This window comes from Neobittarella massiliensis (ex Bilen et al. 2018) (assembly GCF_900289145.1).
GTDB classification, from domain to species: Bacteria; Bacillota; Clostridia; order Oscillospirales; family Ruminococcaceae; genus Neobittarella; species Neobittarella massiliensis.
Map to the genome: position 1 here is coordinate 119533 of NZ_OKQO01000004.1, position 14828 is coordinate 134360.

Below are 14828 nucleotides of genomic sequence, written 5' to 3' on the forward strand. Positions count from 1 at the left end.
TACAACCTTTTAGGCAGTCTTCACGACAATTTTTGCCGAGCCCGCCTTAACGGCTTTGCCCTCTGCATCCCGCTCCACCACAACGATGGTCTCGCCGGCGGTGAGACCCGAGATATTGCCGCCGCTGGGCAACTCAGTATAACCGGTACAGTTATCACCTACGCAAGGCACATTGACAGTAGGACCGGCAATATAGGCCTGAGTATTACTACCGCCGGCCGCCGGTGTGACGGTGATATTGGTATCACCAGTGGCGGTGCCCGCAGCAGATTGTACCGTCAGGCCGGTTGCCTCTATGGCAATCTCCTCCTCAATTTCAGCCAAAAAGTCCTTGATATAGCTGATGGCGTTGAGAGTGGCGTCGACAGTCAGCTCATTTTCACCGAACTGTAGCGAAAAGCCGTTGCCGCCCTGGCCGATCATCGTAAACCGCAGCTTGCGCCCGTCGTCTTTGGTGTGGACAAACCGCACCATTACGTTGCGCAGAGAGCCTTTGCCGCGAAACGTCAACTTGCGGGTCCCGGTGGCCGTATCCTCGGCAAACACTGCCGTAGAGAGCAGCGCGAGCTTGCTCAGGTCCCACGACAAGATACCGGTTTTGGCGGTGATCTCCTCATTTTTGATAACTGTTTTAACAGTGCTGCCATACTGGTTTTTGATGTCGTATCGGTCGGGCTTGTACTCCGCCGAAAACCCCCCCGAGCAGTGGCCTACGTTGTGGTCTTCGGTCTCGATGACCGCATGGTCGGGGATCTCTTTGCCCGCAAACTCGTACATATACAGTTCGCCAGCACCAAAGATGATCTCATCTTTTTTGTCCAAATCATTACCTCCTTGCATATCTGATGGTGTATATCTGCTGATACTCGTACCGGTCAAAATCGCTGTTATACAGGCAGCCGCCACCAGCAAGCAGGCACCTGACAGCGTAACTGTCACTAAGCAGGGACTGGCCTTGCACATCGGTATTCAGCCTGTTTTTTACCTGCGCGGACAAGCAGGCTGCCTCATCATAAGATGGTGATATGATCTTGAGTGTAAGCATACCCGTGTGCACTGTGCCAGCGCTGTCGTCGTAATACTCATACACCAGATTAGGTTTGCTCAAATCACCGGTTTTGATGGGATGGATAGCGTTGGGCACAAATATTCCGGCGAGATATTCGCACAGCAGCCCATATATCTCAAGTTCCACTCGTGCTCCCCTCTCCCAATAGCTTGCTGATCTTGCCCTTATTTTTTTCGATGGCTCGCCGCATAAACGGGTTGGGCTTTTGGCCTGCTGTCTTATGCGTGTTTCCCTTGGCGTCGGTATACACCCATGGTGTCTTGCGGCCATCTCCGTCCTCGGCATATATGCCAGTGCCTTGGTGGACATATGGGGCATACTCCATGACGTTGTATAGGGTCAGTGTGATCTGCCCATTGTCTACGTCCACCTGATGGCCGTTCGCCGCTCGTAATAGGCCCATGTCTACCGGCGTCTCTTTTTTGATTTGTCCCTCTAGATACAGCCCGCATGTTTCGGCGTTACGTGCCGCCAGCTGAACCAATTGTGTAGCAGCTCCGTCTACACTATCACAAAACGCTTTCTGGTCATCCATCACTGCCGGCCAGCTCCTTTAGCCGTACCATCTTATAGCGGCCACCTACAGGCATGGTGCACACCTTGTACTGCCGGTTATCGGCGCATACTATTACATCGTCGGTCTTGGCCGCAGTCTCCGCAGATATGCCGATATGGCTCGTCACATCGCCCTGTACAGTCTGCGATATCCTCAGAGTATCGTCCTGATAGATAGCCATATCAATCGATCCGACCGATTGCAAGCGCTGCTCCACGGCCCCCGTGGTAGGGGACCGAATGGGCACGTTGCGCAGCAGCGACACGCGCTGCATATTACTCATAATGCTCACCAGCTAAGCCTCCTCGCTCTATTGAGACGCCTGTGCAGCGTAGCGGGCAGGTCTGTGCTATATGTGTAGGACACCCCCGAGTAGCTCTCTGCCGATATGCCGTCGCGCCCCAGTGTGTTGTAACGGTGCAGCAGCAAGTCGGCCAGCAGCGCCACGTGCTTGCCCGTTATCTCCGGCATACCGCAGTACTCGATAAGTGCGGCGCTTTCCAAGGCGTACAGTGTGTCAAACTTAGCCTCTGCACTCGGCTCAAGCCCTACAACAATGCTCTTAACCTGCTCCTTGACGGTGTCCATTAGGCTCCTGCTACCTCTTTGGTATTGACCGGAGCGGCAGTGGTGTTGATAACGTTGACCTGGGTGGCGGGCTCATCCACGTACTCGATCTGTGCGGTGACAGCCGACTTGTCGCGCAGGACGCCAGTACCATATACCATCAGGCCGCGCACGCCGTCGGCAAAGCTGCCCTCTAGGCGCATGGCCTCCATCTCGTTGAGCTGTTTGCCGTGGCCAGTGGCTGCCTTGGACAACGCTATAATCGTAGTTTTGCTGGTCGCTACAGGCAGCTCCTCAGACACGCAGATCTGCAGACCGGCAACAGTCTGGCCCTCTACGACACCGTTTTCCAACACCTTGGGATTGGGTGTAAAACGCACATCCTTAGAGAGCAGGCCCAGATACTCGCTGTCGATGACGGCGTAGCGGTTTACTTTGGGCACCTTATTTTTGTTGAGTTTAGTGGCCATATCGACCAGCAGGTCATAGGCGTTTTTACGGTGAACCTGCTTAACGCCCAGTTTGTTGCCAGCAGCGACGCCATCGGCAATAGTTTTAAGCACCGCCTTATCAACAGTCTCGCTCATGGCCGCCGATGCCTCGGCCACTGTGGGGTCCACGAGGTTACCCGCGGCCTGTACCTTGTCCACATCGTCAACCTTAAAGGCAAAGTACTTTTTCTGATCCATGTTGAGCTCGACTTTGGGTACATCGATCTCGTCCCACTCGACGGTACCGGCATAGTCTTTGGTCGCTACCGCGCCCACAGTGCCAAACACGATCTTGTTGCCCTCGATGCGGGTAGGGGCGGTGGTGATGACATCTGCCAGAGAGCGGTTGTGGTAGTTTTCCAGCAGCCGCGCCTCCCATATGGTGGGGATAAAATTGGTTACTGCCATTTAAAAATCCTCCTTACAATGACTTCTGGATATCGCCCCAGTTGGCGTTGATTTGGTCTACAGTCATACCACGCAGCTGTTCGGGAGTAAATACAGGCTGCGTGGTTTGGGTTGTCAGGGTGTTGGGCGAGGTACCGATCACGCCAGTATCAGTCTCAAACTGGCCGGCATAACTCTCCTGCAGGGACTTAAAAAGGCCCTCCTCGTCATCGAGAGAGCCCTTTTCGTCCAGCTTGATATTGTCTGCGCCATATTTGTACAGCAGGTAATCGGGGTCTTTGGCTCCGCGCTTGGTAGCGGCGGTCAAAAAGGCGTATTTTCCCTTATCCGCGGCGCGGCCAGCTTTTTCGTCCTCTAGCTGCTGTTGCAGAGCAGCCACGTCTACCTTTTGGGCATCGGCTAACTTGGCGCTCGCCTCGTCCCTCTCCCTTTTGATGGTGTTATACACCTCCTTGGGCACCGTGTACTTGGGCAGCTCCTTATTGATCTGGTCGACTACAGTATCAATATCAAGGTTGCCGTCCTCGGTTTTAGGTGCGTCTCTCAGTAGTTTCCTAAGCCATTCCATACTTCTACCTCCATAGATTATTATACTGTCTCTCACAGTAGGGAGTAGCTGCATTTATGCCCAGCGGCCAAAGGGCGCAAAAAAGCACTGGGAAATCCCAGTGCTCTATTGGTGATCTTCAGGTGTACAATCTTCCACCGGCACATCTCCACCGTCAATGGTAAGGGGAGGGTCTTTGATTAGCTCCGGTGCTTCCTCCATGCTATCCCAATTTATTTTTTCTTCCACTCGCTATACACCTCCTCGATAATCTCTCCTATCCTTTTAGCGACAGGTCTAGGTGTGGGGTTGTTGCAATATTCTGCCCACGCCTCTGCCACAAACTCTCGCACGGGGTCCTTATTGCTGTTTTTCCAGGCGTATTCAGACAGTGCCTCCGTCATTTTGGGGCCTTTTAAGGACTGGAACAAATCTATGACTTCTGGTCTCCCAGAAATCATAATTAAGTCGTCTATTTGGTGTGCGATCTCATGGTCTAAAACACTTCGGATAGTTTCGCACCCCTCCGGGTGGAATTTCATTTTTACGCAGTAACGGAGTTCTTGGACTAATTCCTCTGCCGAACCAACAGCAGCATTGACCGTAATGCCCCTGCCAATTTTATACCTGTAGGATTGCGCGATTACATTTTTAGACACTCGTGGCACCCGTTTGTTGGCCTGTTGCTTGGCAAAATCAAGAAGCCGTTTTTCTGTTACTCCGGGGTTCCTGGCCCGTAATTCTGGCATGATTGTTTCGATGTATTTCTTCTTGATGTATCGGTTCCGCTCCTGGCAGGTCCCTACAAAATCAAAATTATCTAGTAGCTCTGGAAATTTTTTAAGATTATCCGCCAGGCCTCCGTTCCATGCGTTTGCAATCTCAATATCCACGCCCTTGTACCCTGCATGTGGCACCTTTAGGATTTTTTCGGCGTAGGTATTTGCGTCTTTAATTGAGCTAGCTTGCCGAATCTGCTCCTCCTGCTTAATTATATCACGATTTTGTGTGTCCTGTGTATTTTCAGTGGGTAAATCCACAACCGGTATGTAGGTACACCGGCAATTGGGGTGCACCGGCAGGATCGGCGCCTTGTCGATCGGATACTCTTTTCCGTGCAGCACCCCACACTCAGGGCATGTCCTCTCGTCCTCCGCCGCCCAGAACTGGACCTTTTTGACGCCGCTATCCTTGTAGGCCTTTAGGGCGCTGTCATTGAGGTAGTGGATGGTTTCGGTGCGGGCAAGCCTCAAAGCGTTTTTGTACCCCAATTGCATTTTCCCGTCTATCTGCCGTGCCAGCTCTCCAACACCCAGGCCTTGCACCAGCCCGCGGGTCAATATCTCATTGAGCGCAAAGGTAAGTGACGCTTTATCCCGCCAGATGCGGTCACTAAAATCAGCACCGGACCAGGGATATTTCAGCGCTTTTTCCACCGCCTTTTTGTTGACGGTGGTGAACGCTCTGTCTGTCAGCTCAGCCCGCAGCGTCTCGTAGTTGGTCTGGTATGCCTCTATTAATACCTCGCCCAGCTGCTGTTTTTCCGCCTCTTTAAGCTGGTCTACAGTCTTTTGAATGTTTGCCTTAATGGCCTTTAGTCTCTTGATCGTGTATCCATCAGTCAGCGATAGCTTACCGCTCTGGCTCTTTTTGAGCAGCTGCATAAGCTGGGCGTCTATATCTCTTTGGGCCTTGCTGTAAACATCCTGCAGAGCCCTACACTCATCCACAGCAGTATTGTATGCGTCCCACGTATGGGCCGCCGTACGGTCAGCCCAATACTCAGCACTACTCCTGCTGGGCATTATTCGTTACCGGAGCCTTGTTGTATAGGCGCTGCTCCTCGTCTTCTTGCTCCTCCGCCATGTCCGACATCTCTTGTTCGGCGTCCTGTACCCATGGATGATGGGAGATTGCCGTTTTACGACTGATGATCGCGGTGGACGCCGCCACATTTTGGATGGCCTCACTCTCGTTGACCATAACCGATCGGTTAAAGATGATCTCCACCGGCTCTTTGGGCACAGCTTTGCCAGTCAGCGATAGGTAGGTATCCACAAACTCCAGAAGCTTTCGAAAGGCAGTCTTGAGGGATTTTTCCAGTTTATTGCATTTGAGGTCAAGCCCTGAGTACAAAAATTTAAGGGCCACACCTGACGGCGCGGTCCCGATATCATCCAAATTTTTGTTGACTCCCTGCCCAAACTCCAATATATCCCGCTTGAGTTGGGCGAAGTGGGTGTCATACCCGCCCAGGTCTATGCTGGGGCTTATCGCCTCTACACCGCCCTCAGTGGCGTCATCCACGTTGATGGCATTGTAGTGTGCGATCTTGCCTGCAAGCTTGTGCAGGTCCTCCTCACCATATCCCTTAAGCACCCACACCAGCCGTCGGGCGACGTCCAAAAAGTTGGAGTTCTCTGAGCGCTTGTCGTCGTAGTCGTCAATAAGACTCTTGACAAATTTGATGTCCGGGTACTCATAACTGTTGTTTTTAACAGCTATAAAGGGGATGGTCCCCCAACTTGTAGGCGCACCGCTCTTGCCTCGTTTGAGATAAGGCGTGGGGAAATCCTTGTAATTGGTGTTTGCTGCCAGCGCCCCGCCCCGCAGATCGTAGTGGTACACACCATCGAATGTATAGAGATCAACACGCTTGATATTCTCCTTTCGAGACCCGATATACTCAGTCTGCTCGTAGGTACGTATGACCGCCTGCAGTTGCGTGTGGTCGTCGTCTGACCAGATGGGCACGATCTGCTGAGCTGGGAATACCAACGTCTTAAACTCACCCTGCTCGTTGATGTACACATACAGCCAGCCAATGCCCTTGTTGCTGGCTTCCTCACAGAGTGTCTCAAGCCGCTGCTCGAAAAACGGCTGCCCGAGGGTCTCGCGTATTAGCTCTATGTACGCCTCGTTGTCGCATTTGATAGTCGGCTCTTTGGCAAGTAGATAGGCCACCTTGTCATCCACCAAGTTGTGCATAAAACTGTGCACAAGCTTATTATTGATGGCGTCCTCATCCACTACTCGCTGCTCTTTGGCGTCGTATTTGTACTTTTGTTTTCTGGCGATAGCCTCGTTGTCGCCCAGGTAATATCGCTCGCCCGTTATCATCCAATGGTATTTGGGGGAGCGCTCAAAAGTGCCAACCTCCTCCATAATGATTTGTCGGTCGTCCAGTCCGTTATTTTTGAGCTGTTGCGCCCAGTTTATGGTGGGCGCCAATAATCCTACTCCTGTTGCCATTGCTTCCCCCTATAACCGTGGCGCATAGATCACAGCGCTCACAAAATAGCGTATATCGTCCATACAGTGGTCATTGGTCTTGATGGGCTTATCCTCGCCTCGCTGGGCCGCCTTGTCGTCCCAAGCGTAGGTATAAAACTCCTTGCGGCTGTGCTGGCAGCAGGCGCATATTTTGACCTTGTCACCTGAAAGCGCGGTTGCAACCCGCGTTATGCCCTTGATAACATCGTTGTTGGCCTTACGCACCCTGTACGGCGTGCGCTGCCGTATAGCTGCGATAAGCGGTGCTGCTGACGGGTCCACTATGACCTGCGTTATCGGTAAGTCTCCCGCAAAAGCCATCAAATCATCCGCGTACTGTTCCGGTGTCTTTTGTCTTTGTTTATCCCTGCCGCTGTAGTAGTACTCTTTGATGCGATACCAGACGCCCTTACAAAGGCCCCACAGTCCGAACGTAGTCGGGTTGTAGGTACCAAAATCGCAGCTGATGTAGTACTTGCTGTATCCGCGCGGCTCGTCCGGCACGACATGTACCGCCTCGTCAAAGCAGTCGTAGATGAGGCCCTCGGCCACCGCCCACTCGCCCAGGATATAGCGCCGGTAAAATACGCCGGTGTACTGGCGCGCAAACCGCTGGCGGATATGCTCAGACAGAGACAGATTGTCATCCATGGTAAAGTGTAGGTGCAACACGTGCTTGCCAGCGGCCTTGTCTATCCACTCGGTTTTAAACCAGTGATAGGGGCCCGCCGGGTTGCAGTTAAACCACCACTTAGATCTATCCACCGAGCAGCGGGCGGTGGCCTGGTTGACAAAACTCTCCGGCATGAGGGCCACCTCGTCAAAGTAGGCCCCTGCTAGGGTAATACCCTGTATCAGGTCCTGGCTGCGCTCGTCCTTGCCGCCAAACAGATAGTAGTAGTTGCTGACAGCCTCGCGGGAGACGATCACCAGATTATCAGCTCGCCTGTCCTCGATCTGGTAGCCGTGCTTTGGCAGTATCAGTTTGAGTGTCGGTAGGACATTGCGTCGAAAGCTGCCTATGGTCTTTCCGCACATGGCAAAGTTTTGGCCGTCGAATTGCGTCATCGACCAAAAAACAAAAGACAGGCTCATGGGGAGGGTCTTGCCCGCCCTGATGGACCCGTCTGCGATAATACCGTCATAGTCTCTGACTGGCGATCCATCTGTCCACCAGTTAAGTAGTTGCCGCTGCTTGCGTGAAAATGGGGCGAACTTAAACACAGCTACTCACCCCAGTCATCGGCAGCTGCCCCGGCCAATGCGTCCACAAGCCCATCGTCCTCCTGCTCTACCGGTTTGCCGTACTTGCCTTTGAGCTCAAAAAACAGCCGTATCGCCTGCGTATCTCCGCCACAGCACTTGCGTACCAGCGCTTTCCAGATGCCAGAGAGCTCGCTGTCGGTAAACTTATCGATCAACTCGTTGAGGTAAGCCCTAAACGCCTGTCTATCCATCCAGCGGTAAAAGGTGGTGCGCGAAATGTCGATCGTTTTACACAGATCAGTCACTGTACCGGTGAAATCCGGGTTGGCCAACATCTCCGCCGCCTGCCTCTGTTTAGGGCTCAAGCCCGATTTGTCCTGTTTTGCCACGCACCACCCTCCTTTCTTCTACCCCGATCCCATCCCTCTGCCGTATATGCGTATCGCGTGCGGCAGCACACCCGTTTTGCAATAAGAAAAGCCCTGCACTTTTGTGCAAGGCTCTCATATGCTTTTCTCATGAAAAAGATGAACAATCGTTGCTGACTTTTTCGGATAGCCCGCAAGGCGGACAAGGTGATGCCAGGATAGCATCTACCTATCTATGCGGCCTATCTGCACCATGATATGCCATATGTCTTCTGTCTGACACATGGTGTCTCCTGTGTTAAACAAAAGAGCCTACACGAAATGTGTAAGCTCTCAATATATCGTCCTCCACTGGGTCACATCGTTGAGAGGTGCGGGAGGTCCTGTTCACTTCCTGCGTCTCGGCGGTCCGCCTATGGTGCGGTGTCTACTACGCAGGATAACTTTACTGCAGTCCGCTTTCGCGCACTACTTTACGTTACCATTTTACTACTCTCGGACTATGCAATGCTATGCAGTCTTTCGGTAGCCTCTTTCTGTAAATCACATATGCGCCGAACAGAGTAGTCCATTTGCTCGGCTGTCTCCTCAATCGTCAGCCCCTCTATGTACCGCAGCCGTAGCACCTGCCTGTGTCTGCTGTCCGGTAGCTTGTTGATCTCGCGCTCTAGGCTGTCTGCTAGGTCCAGTAGTTGATCTCTGCGGATTGATCTCTCTGATAATTTGTGTGATATCTCTAGGCTGTACCTGTGTGCCTCGGTAGCCGTTAGGTCTATCCCCGATACAGTCACGCACCCCTCAGTATACGGATACTCCCGAGCAGATGCCTTGACTACATCAGTCGCATGAGGCATGGCCTCACGCAGCCGCTCTATCTCCGCTGTAAGCTGTGTTATCTCTCTGCGCAGGTGTGGCAGCTGAGCCAGTTGAGCTGCTATATCAGGCATTGAGCACCTCCTCTATCATCTTGGCTCCGCAGTTGGGGCAGTAGTTCAGGCTATGGCCCGGCTTGTGTCCACCGTCATAGCACAATGCGTTTCTTGTGTTCCACCATCCGCACACCGAACATTTATCGTGAGAATAGGCGGGCCATCTAGGATTTTTCACACTCTCCCACCGCCCATGCGGCCGCAGGTCTTTGAGATCGACGGTGGGGCAATTGTCAAGCAGAGCATGTGGTAGTTCGATTGGTTCAACGTTCAAATTATTTCTATCTTCTGCCGTTTTTGCCCCACCCCAAAAATATTCTCCACTCTCTACCACGTAGCAATCAGGTGTGACAATCTCTCCGCTTTCCGCTTGGATTACAGTGCTGTACTCGGTTTTAAACGCTAAACAGCCATCATACATAAGCAGCCCAACCGGGGCGTCAATCAGTCTCATTGTTCCGTCTCCCTCTCCAACTCCGCATAAAGCATGATGTATGTATATCGGTCATCACTTTGCGCCTTGGGAACTAGGACCGTTCGCTTTTTCAGTTTCCAGCCCTCTGCAATGGCCATATTGACCATACTGTCAAAGTTGTCTCTGTTGTCCAACCTGAACACAATCGTTTTAATCTGCTTCATTCTCGGTGCCCTCCATTGGCTCGTTCCAGCAGTCTACGCAATGCGGGTCTTTTTCGCATTGTCCCCCATAAACATATACACGACACATTTTGGGGGCTCCATATTCATCTTTTGGAGCTTTCGGGAAATGCTCAAAAAAATCCTGTGCATACGTCTTTTGCGGGTGCTTTGCTTCCCACTGTCTAACAATTTCTTCAGCTTTTTCTGGGTCTTTCATTTCAAAATCTCCACAAAAGCAGCCTAACCCGTTCTTTATCTGGCTAAGAGCGCAATCAGAGCAGCTCATATCACAATAGCTCTCTTCTAAATTGTAGTTAACCATCCTGCGCTTGATTTTCATGTATTCCTGAAATTCCATCATTGTACCTCCATAATCCAAATCTGCTTGTCCTGCACGCCCCACTCCAGGGCCTCTCCATGCGTCTCAACCGCCATATCTATGCGCCGCCCCTGTATCGCTCCACCGGTGTCCTGTGCTTGTCGCCAGCCTACACCGTCGATGTACAGCCAGCTGCCCAGTGGGATCACATCAGGGTCTACCGCTACCGTAAGCCCAGCTTGTACCGGTATGCCTGTGTATGTATAGGTGCTGCCACCGCATATGTGCGGGTACTGCTCGGTGCAGTAGGCGACTACCTCAAATTGGCCTATCGGCTGTAGCATGGAAAGCGCAGCGGACACGATCAGGGCGGCCAGTGTGTTAAGCATCTTGTGTCAACCTGTGCGCCAGTCTTTCCAGTTTTCTGCGCTCCCAGTCGCGCGGCTTTCCAAACAGGATATACAGCTGATCCAGCATGATCTGTACATCTGCCATCTCTTCGCGCACATGGTATGCTGCGTCTATTTCCGCCACAGTACCATCTCGCCTTGTATATTTGAGCAGTGCCTGTGCTAGTTCCGCACACTCTTCTGCTGCCACCAGGATCTGCGCCCTATGCCCATATACGTTCAGGGCATTCCGCAGAATTACTTCACGCTCCATGTCGTCTTCCCTCCATCTGGTGATCATAGATAACCTGCATAATATGCCGATATGGCCGACATTTTCGCACCTCATCGTCTACTATGTACCCATCACGCTTGCATCGCTGTTCTATCATCTCAATCGAGACGCCGTCGTCAAACATCTGGACAATGCGACGGTCTGTCATCGGATCATGTTTCTTCATTCGCTTCACGTCCTCTTATTTCAGCTAAGACGGCCTGATAAGTCACGTCCTCACCCAGTAATTTGCCCAGGCTATGAGTAGCAGTTGTGAAGAGTTCTTTATATGACACACCACAGCGCACACCCTTTAGGATCTTCGACAAGTCATCTCCTGCCGCAAGGATATTAAACTGATATTGCTTATAGCTGGCTATTTGCTGCATATGCCTGCATCTGGCCAAACGATAGCTGTTTTGCAGCATTTTTCGCTCCTTACTAGCGCGATCCCGCAGAACATTCCCAGCACGCAGGTCAGTATATAGACTGCGCAAGGCCAAGAAGCACATCTGGTCTTCTAAATCTCCATCAGGCATTGGCGCGTTTTGACTGGCGCCCAATTCCAGTAGGCGGAAATCCTTGCGATATGTCAGATCATTATTCACATGTACATCCTCCTTTCTGTGTAAACTGTGTACCTGTGTGTAAATAAAGGTTACACGCTTTTTTTGGCTTATCTATGCGGTTTATAGATGTTTGTGTAAATGTGTAACCATTTCCGATGTACACTAACGCGCGAGAGTGTTTTTTCTGCAAGTGTGCAGATTTTTTTATTTTCTATATAGGGACCCTTTAAAAAGGTCATACAGGTTACACATTTACACAACCGCATAACCATGCGGTTTTTCGGCCCCCTAAGGTTACACAAAGGTTATACACGGTTACACATCTGGCAATAATTCGTCGGTTTCGGGCGCTTCTGCCGGCAAGATCAGCACCACACAGTTGCACGGAGCTCGATTTATACGCTTGGTCATGGTGTAGCCTTTTTCGCGGGTCTGGATCTTTTTATCCTGTTTAGCCCAGCTTAAAAACGCCTGAGGATTAAATCCCTGCTCTTGGCAAATACGGTTAAAGACGCTGCGTACGATGTAAGCGTGTCCGCGATCAATAGCGCCCCACACCTCATTTTGGTCGCTCTCCCCGCAAAAGCGGTGCCGGTTTTGCACCACATATTCACAGAGGAAGTCATAGCAGCGGCCATTGACATCCACACTGGCTCTAGTGCGTAAAAATTCGGCGATATCAGCCAGAGTCAGGGCTTTGTCGTCAGTAAATATCCATCTGGTCGCCAGCTCGTCAGCGGTCAATAATAGAGCAGCAGCCATGGCCTGTTTCTCGGTGGTATCGCTCTGCTGAAGCTGAACTAAATACCTGGAAAAGAGGCGTTCTGCCTCCTGTATACCAGCCTCATCCAGTTGCTGTACAAATAGCGGACCGGCAAATCCATAGTTTCGCTTTACCGCGTTGGCTGTGCCGCGTGGATCTCTAAATAGCTTTTCTCGGCACTCTACCTCTACAATACGGTTGACGGCGCCACCACCGGATGAGGCGCTGGTGATCGGCATCTCACCAGAGGTAAGGATGCAGTTCTGCCAGGTGGGGGTCTTGTCTGTGCCACCCTGCCGGTTTCCCCGGGTGCGGCCCACTCCCTCAGATAGCATATAGATATCTTTATCGAACTCTTTCTTGTCCTTGGCGATCTGCAACTCATCCAGTATCAGCGGCAAGCTGTTGCAAAACGCCGCCGAGCGCTCGCGGCCCACCGCAGTTGAGTTGAATGTGTGTATGTACCGCCCCATCTCCGGACAGGCCCAAACACTGGCCGCCAACATCAGCCCTACCGTTTTGCCGCTCTCAGTGCCGCCCCACAGGTGTACGAAAAAGGGAAGGCAACCCAGCGGACCGACAAGTACGCTGGCAAAAGATGCCGCGAGCACGATACGGGCGGTAATGCTGTCCTGAACCCGTGCTTTACGGGCAATATCCAGCCAAGTGTCAAAGCTGCCGGCAGTACGTACGCTCTCAAAATAGGCGCGAAAATTAGCATCCCCATCAAATACCAGGTTGTCCACATAGGGGGAAAAGCCTTCTCCAGAGATCCAGCCCAACCGGCCGACACTCTGCTTTTCGGGGATCATGTCATAGTTTAGTCCCTCGATATCATGTAGGTAGCGCACCATATAGGCGGCGTTTTCGGAGGTCACCGCCACACCTACATTGGCCAGTTCTAAAATGCTCTGTCTGCTGGCCAGAGTGCGTTTGTCTGCTGTGGTATGGCGCCACTGTCTGCCCTTGCGAAAGGCCAGCACCAGCTTTTCAACCCCCGTGTCAATATTGCATAGGCGCATGACCGGTAGGATGGGGTGATTGCACGCCACGATCTCCCGATAGTCCTCGTCTATGCTCACCCCGTACTCATCAGCCCGCCAGGGGCCTGTCGTGAGCTCTATCTCCTGTCCTTCGAATTGGGTAACAGACATAGCATATACGGGTTGGCTAAGTGCTCGCTGTTTTTTCACATACTCACCAAAGGCTTTTTTAAAGCCGGTGACCCGCACTTTACGCGCCTGCTCACTGACCCGTTGGGTCATGCGCTCCAACACAAATTTGTCGTCAAAAAATTGGTACAGGAACTCATAAGGAGCGGTGCCCTCTAGAAAATCTTCCCGTGTGAATGCCGGGACCTGAATCACCTCCACCTGTTAAGGCCTCCCATCTGTCAAAATTTTCAAACATTTCTAGCCAAAGACCTACAGCCGGGATCCGGTGAAAAGCAAATGCCCATTCTTGAGGAAGCTCCGGAGGTTGGCCGGATCCGTCCCATGTGGGGCGGCATGACTCTGTCATTCGATTCAGCCCCCGAAATTCGGCTAAATAAGCTGCTGTCTGCTGCTGGTAAAGCAGTTTGTCACGCTCCAGCTTTTGTAGCTCTAAGGCCCGTTTTTCTGCGGCTGCTTTGGCCCTGCGGCGCTCTTCTGGGGTGCCTCTGCCACGCAGTAACCCCAGCGAAAAGTCTTCATCCAATCGCACTAGAGCCTGACTATAACTGATGCCAAAGAGCTGCATCACCAGATCGATAACCGACCCATGTGCACCACATACAAAGCAGATAAATCGGTCTTGTGTATAGGCAAAGTTCTTGTGTTCACCGCGATGGATGGGGCACGGAATGCGTCCCTTAGGCGATAGCTCCACTCCGTAATAGGACAAAGCCTGCGGGATGCTCACGCGATCTTTTATGATGTCTGCGGCATTCATGTAAACCCCCCTTCCAATCTCTGCCGAGCCCAATAATAGAGAATCCCATACAGGATCCTCCCGCTTTCTTGCGGTCGACAGAACACCACCGTGATACCGTATTTTGCCTGCCAGGATAACAGGCTGGCTGCCAGTGCTTTGGGAGACAGTTGGCTGCGGTATCTGTGGTCAAAGATATCTTGCCAAGTGGCGTTTTCTATGAGTAGGAATACCTTGACCCCGGAGGCGCGAGCGCGCAAGAACTCGGCTTCAAACCGGCGGCGGTCCGCCGTAAAGTTTCCCGCGATCTCGTCAATGTTGGCTTTGCGCTCGATGACAACCTCATCCTGTAGGCTGTAAAAACCACCTGTTCCATCAGGTATCAGGGCAGTGTAGTCTCCAAAATCCAGTTTTCCACGCTGTACAGCGATTTTTTTACCGGCCAAGGATGACTCCACATGTTCCCATACCTGTTCTCGCGTATCTGCTAGGATCTCGAGCCTTTTCAGGCGGTCTTTGATCTCTTTTTCACTGTATCGTCTGCGCATGA

22 protein-coding genes are annotated in these 14828 nt (G+C 52.0%); all 22 read right to left on the reverse strand.

What is annotated here, in order from left to right; all coding sequences use genetic code 11:
* Nucleotides 1-9: 9 nt before the first annotated feature.
* On the reverse strand, nt 10-822 hold the full coding sequence (locus C6Y32_RS15315; RefSeq protein WP_164998167.1) for a hypothetical protein: 813 nt from the start codon (nt 820-822) through the stop codon (nt 10-12).
* A gap of 4 nt (nt 823-826) precedes the next feature.
* A complete protein-coding gene (locus C6Y32_RS06540) occupies nt 827-1195 on the reverse strand; it encodes a hypothetical protein (RefSeq protein WP_105204543.1) in 369 nt (122 codons plus the stop codon).
* On the reverse strand, nt 1185-1604 hold the full coding sequence (locus C6Y32_RS06545) for a hypothetical protein (RefSeq protein WP_105204544.1): 420 nt from the start codon (nt 1602-1604) through the stop codon (nt 1185-1187). Before C6Y32_RS06545 ends, C6Y32_RS06540 begins: the two co-directional genes overlap by 11 nt.
* The gene (locus tag C6Y32_RS06550; protein ID WP_105204545.1) at nt 1597-1917 is read right to left on the reverse strand and encodes a hypothetical protein; all 321 of its coding nucleotides are present in this window, start codon (nt 1915-1917) and stop codon (nt 1597-1599) included. The genes C6Y32_RS06545 and C6Y32_RS06550 overlap by 8 nt, the downstream gene beginning before the upstream one ends.
* Nucleotides 1914-2213, reverse strand: a complete 300-nt coding sequence (locus C6Y32_RS06555; RefSeq protein ID WP_105204546.1) for a head-tail connector protein — start codon at nt 2211-2213, stop codon at nt 1914-1916. The genes C6Y32_RS06550 and C6Y32_RS06555 overlap by 4 nt, the downstream gene beginning before the upstream one ends.
* Complete coding sequence (locus tag C6Y32_RS06560; protein WP_105204547.1) at nt 2213-3091, reverse strand: phage capsid protein; 879 nt, start codon at nt 3089-3091, stop codon at nt 2213-2215. The genes C6Y32_RS06555 and C6Y32_RS06560 overlap by 1 nt, the downstream gene beginning before the upstream one ends.
* Nucleotides 3092-3104: 13 nt before the next feature.
* A complete protein-coding gene (locus tag C6Y32_RS06565; RefSeq protein ID WP_105204548.1) occupies nt 3105-3659 on the reverse strand; it encodes a phage scaffolding protein in 555 nt (184 codons plus the stop codon).
* A 105-nt stretch (nt 3660-3764) separates the two neighbouring features.
* On the reverse strand, nt 3765-3887 hold the full coding sequence (locus C6Y32_RS15740; protein WP_279287426.1) for a hypothetical protein: 123 nt from the start codon (nt 3885-3887) through the stop codon (nt 3765-3767).
* Nucleotides 3872-5302: a minor capsid protein gene (locus C6Y32_RS06570; protein ID WP_164998168.1), complete on the reverse strand. Its 1431-nt coding sequence runs from the start codon at nt 5300-5302 to the stop codon at nt 3872-3874. The genes C6Y32_RS15740 and C6Y32_RS06570 overlap by 16 nt, the downstream gene beginning before the upstream one ends.
* A 124-nt stretch (nt 5303-5426) precedes the next feature.
* Nucleotides 5427-6890: a phage portal protein gene (locus C6Y32_RS06575; protein WP_105204550.1), complete on the reverse strand. Its 1464-nt coding sequence runs from the start codon at nt 6888-6890 to the stop codon at nt 5427-5429.
* Nucleotides 6891-6899: 9 nt separating this feature from the next.
* Complete coding sequence (locus tag C6Y32_RS06580) at nt 6900-8135, reverse strand: PBSX family phage terminase large subunit (RefSeq protein ID WP_105204551.1); 1236 nt, start codon at nt 8133-8135, stop codon at nt 6900-6902.
* 2 nt (nt 8136-8137) lie between these two features.
* Nucleotides 8138-8506, reverse strand: a complete 369-nt coding sequence (locus C6Y32_RS06585) for a phBC6A51 family helix-turn-helix protein (RefSeq protein WP_105204552.1) — start codon at nt 8504-8506, stop codon at nt 8138-8140.
* Between the two features lie 479 nt (nt 8507-8985).
* The gene (locus C6Y32_RS06590; protein ID WP_105204553.1) at nt 8986-9432 is read right to left on the reverse strand and encodes a sigma factor-like helix-turn-helix DNA-binding protein; all 447 of its coding nucleotides are present in this window, start codon (nt 9430-9432) and stop codon (nt 8986-8988) included.
* Entirely contained in the window at nt 9425-9868 is a 444-nt protein-coding gene (locus tag C6Y32_RS06595) for a hypothetical protein (RefSeq protein WP_105204554.1), read from the reverse strand. Before C6Y32_RS06595 ends, C6Y32_RS06590 begins: the two co-directional genes overlap by 8 nt.
* Nucleotides 9865-10053, reverse strand: coding sequence for a hypothetical protein (locus tag C6Y32_RS06600; RefSeq protein ID WP_105204555.1), 189 nt, complete (start codon nt 10051-10053; stop codon nt 9865-9867). The genes C6Y32_RS06595 and C6Y32_RS06600 overlap by 4 nt, the downstream gene beginning before the upstream one ends.
* The gene (locus C6Y32_RS06605) at nt 10040-10411 is read right to left on the reverse strand and encodes a hypothetical protein (protein ID WP_105204556.1); all 372 of its coding nucleotides are present in this window, start codon (nt 10409-10411) and stop codon (nt 10040-10042) included. Before C6Y32_RS06605 ends, C6Y32_RS06600 begins: the two co-directional genes overlap by 14 nt.
* Complete coding sequence (locus C6Y32_RS06610) at nt 10411-10761, reverse strand: 3D domain-containing protein (RefSeq protein ID WP_105204557.1); 351 nt, start codon at nt 10759-10761, stop codon at nt 10411-10413. Before C6Y32_RS06610 ends, C6Y32_RS06605 begins: the two co-directional genes overlap by 1 nt.
* A complete protein-coding gene (locus tag C6Y32_RS06615) occupies nt 10754-11035 on the reverse strand; it encodes a nucleoside triphosphate pyrophosphohydrolase family protein (protein WP_105204558.1) in 282 nt (93 codons plus the stop codon). The genes C6Y32_RS06610 and C6Y32_RS06615 overlap by 8 nt, the downstream gene beginning before the upstream one ends.
* Before the next feature lie 173 nt (nt 11036-11208).
* On the reverse strand, nt 11209-11643 hold the full coding sequence (locus C6Y32_RS06625; RefSeq protein ID WP_105204560.1) for a hypothetical protein: 435 nt from the start codon (nt 11641-11643) through the stop codon (nt 11209-11211).
* 276 nt (nt 11644-11919) lie between these two features.
* Nucleotides 11920-13632 carry a DUF927 domain-containing protein gene (locus C6Y32_RS06630; RefSeq protein ID WP_243562603.1) on the reverse strand — a complete coding sequence of 571 codons (1713 nt, stop codon included), beginning with the start codon at nt 13630-13632 and terminating at the stop codon, nt 11920-11922.
* A gap of 43 nt (nt 13633-13675) precedes the next feature.
* The gene (locus tag C6Y32_RS06635; protein WP_105204562.1) at nt 13676-14299 is read right to left on the reverse strand and encodes a CHC2 zinc finger domain-containing protein; all 624 of its coding nucleotides are present in this window, start codon (nt 14297-14299) and stop codon (nt 13676-13678) included.
* On the reverse strand, nt 14296-14826 hold the full coding sequence (locus C6Y32_RS06640) for an ERCC4 domain-containing protein (protein WP_243562605.1): 531 nt from the start codon (nt 14824-14826) through the stop codon (nt 14296-14298). The genes C6Y32_RS06635 and C6Y32_RS06640 overlap by 4 nt, the downstream gene beginning before the upstream one ends.
* Nucleotides 14827-14828: the final 2 nt, after the last annotated feature.

What these genes read in the sequence shown, in the direction of transcription:
- C6Y32_RS06555 (WP_105204546.1), bottom strand. Translation starts at nt 2,213, where the DNA reads ATGGACACCGTCAAGGAGCAGGTTAAGAGCATTGTTGTAGGGCTTGAG.
- C6Y32_RS06635 (WP_105204562.1), bottom strand. Translation starts at nt 14,299, where the DNA reads ATGAATGCCGCAGACATCATAAAAGATCGCGTGAGCATCCCGCAGGCT.
- C6Y32_RS06565 (WP_105204548.1), bottom strand. Translation starts at nt 3,659, where the DNA reads ATGGAATGGCTTAGGAAACTACTGAGAGACGCACCTAAAACCGAGGAC.
- C6Y32_RS06595 (WP_105204554.1), bottom strand. Translation starts at nt 9,868, where the DNA reads ATGAGACTGATTGACGCCCCGGTTGGGCTGCTTATGTATGATGGCTGT.
- C6Y32_RS06600 (WP_105204555.1), bottom strand. Translation starts at nt 10,053, where the DNA reads ATGAAGCAGATTAAAACGATTGTGTTCAGGTTGGACAACAGAGACAAC.
- C6Y32_RS06630 (WP_243562603.1), bottom strand. Translation starts at nt 13,632, where the DNA reads ATGACCCAACGGGTCAGTGAGCAGGCGCGTAAAGTGCGGGTCACCGGC.
- C6Y32_RS06560 (WP_105204547.1), bottom strand. Translation starts at nt 3,091, where the DNA reads ATGGCAGTAACCAATTTTATCCCCACCATATGGGAGGCGCGGCTGCTG.
- C6Y32_RS06575 (WP_105204550.1), bottom strand. Translation starts at nt 6,890, where the DNA reads ATGGCAACAGGAGTAGGATTATTGGCGCCCACCATAAACTGGGCGCAA.
- C6Y32_RS06605 (WP_105204556.1), bottom strand. Translation starts at nt 10,411, where the DNA reads ATGGAATTTCAGGAATACATGAAAATCAAGCGCAGGATGGTTAACTAC.
- C6Y32_RS06570 (WP_164998168.1), bottom strand. Translation starts at nt 5,302, where the DNA reads ATGCAGCTGCTCAAAAAGAGCCAGAGCGGTAAGCTATCGCTGACTGAT.
- C6Y32_RS06610 (WP_105204557.1), bottom strand. Translation starts at nt 10,761, where the DNA reads ATGCTTAACACACTGGCCGCCCTGATCGTGTCCGCTGCGCTTTCCATG.
- C6Y32_RS06590 (WP_105204553.1), bottom strand. Translation starts at nt 9,432, where the DNA reads ATGCCTGATATAGCAGCTCAACTGGCTCAGCTGCCACACCTGCGCAGA.
- C6Y32_RS06615 (WP_105204558.1), bottom strand. Translation starts at nt 11,035, where the DNA reads ATGGAGCGTGAAGTAATTCTGCGGAATGCCCTGAACGTATATGGGCAT.
- C6Y32_RS06640 (WP_243562605.1), bottom strand. Translation starts at nt 14,826, where the DNA reads ATGCGCAGACGATACAGTGAAAAAGAGATCAAAGACCGCCTGAAAAGG.
- C6Y32_RS06545 (WP_105204544.1), bottom strand. Translation starts at nt 1,604, where the DNA reads ATGGATGACCAGAAAGCGTTTTGTGATAGTGTAGACGGAGCTGCTACA.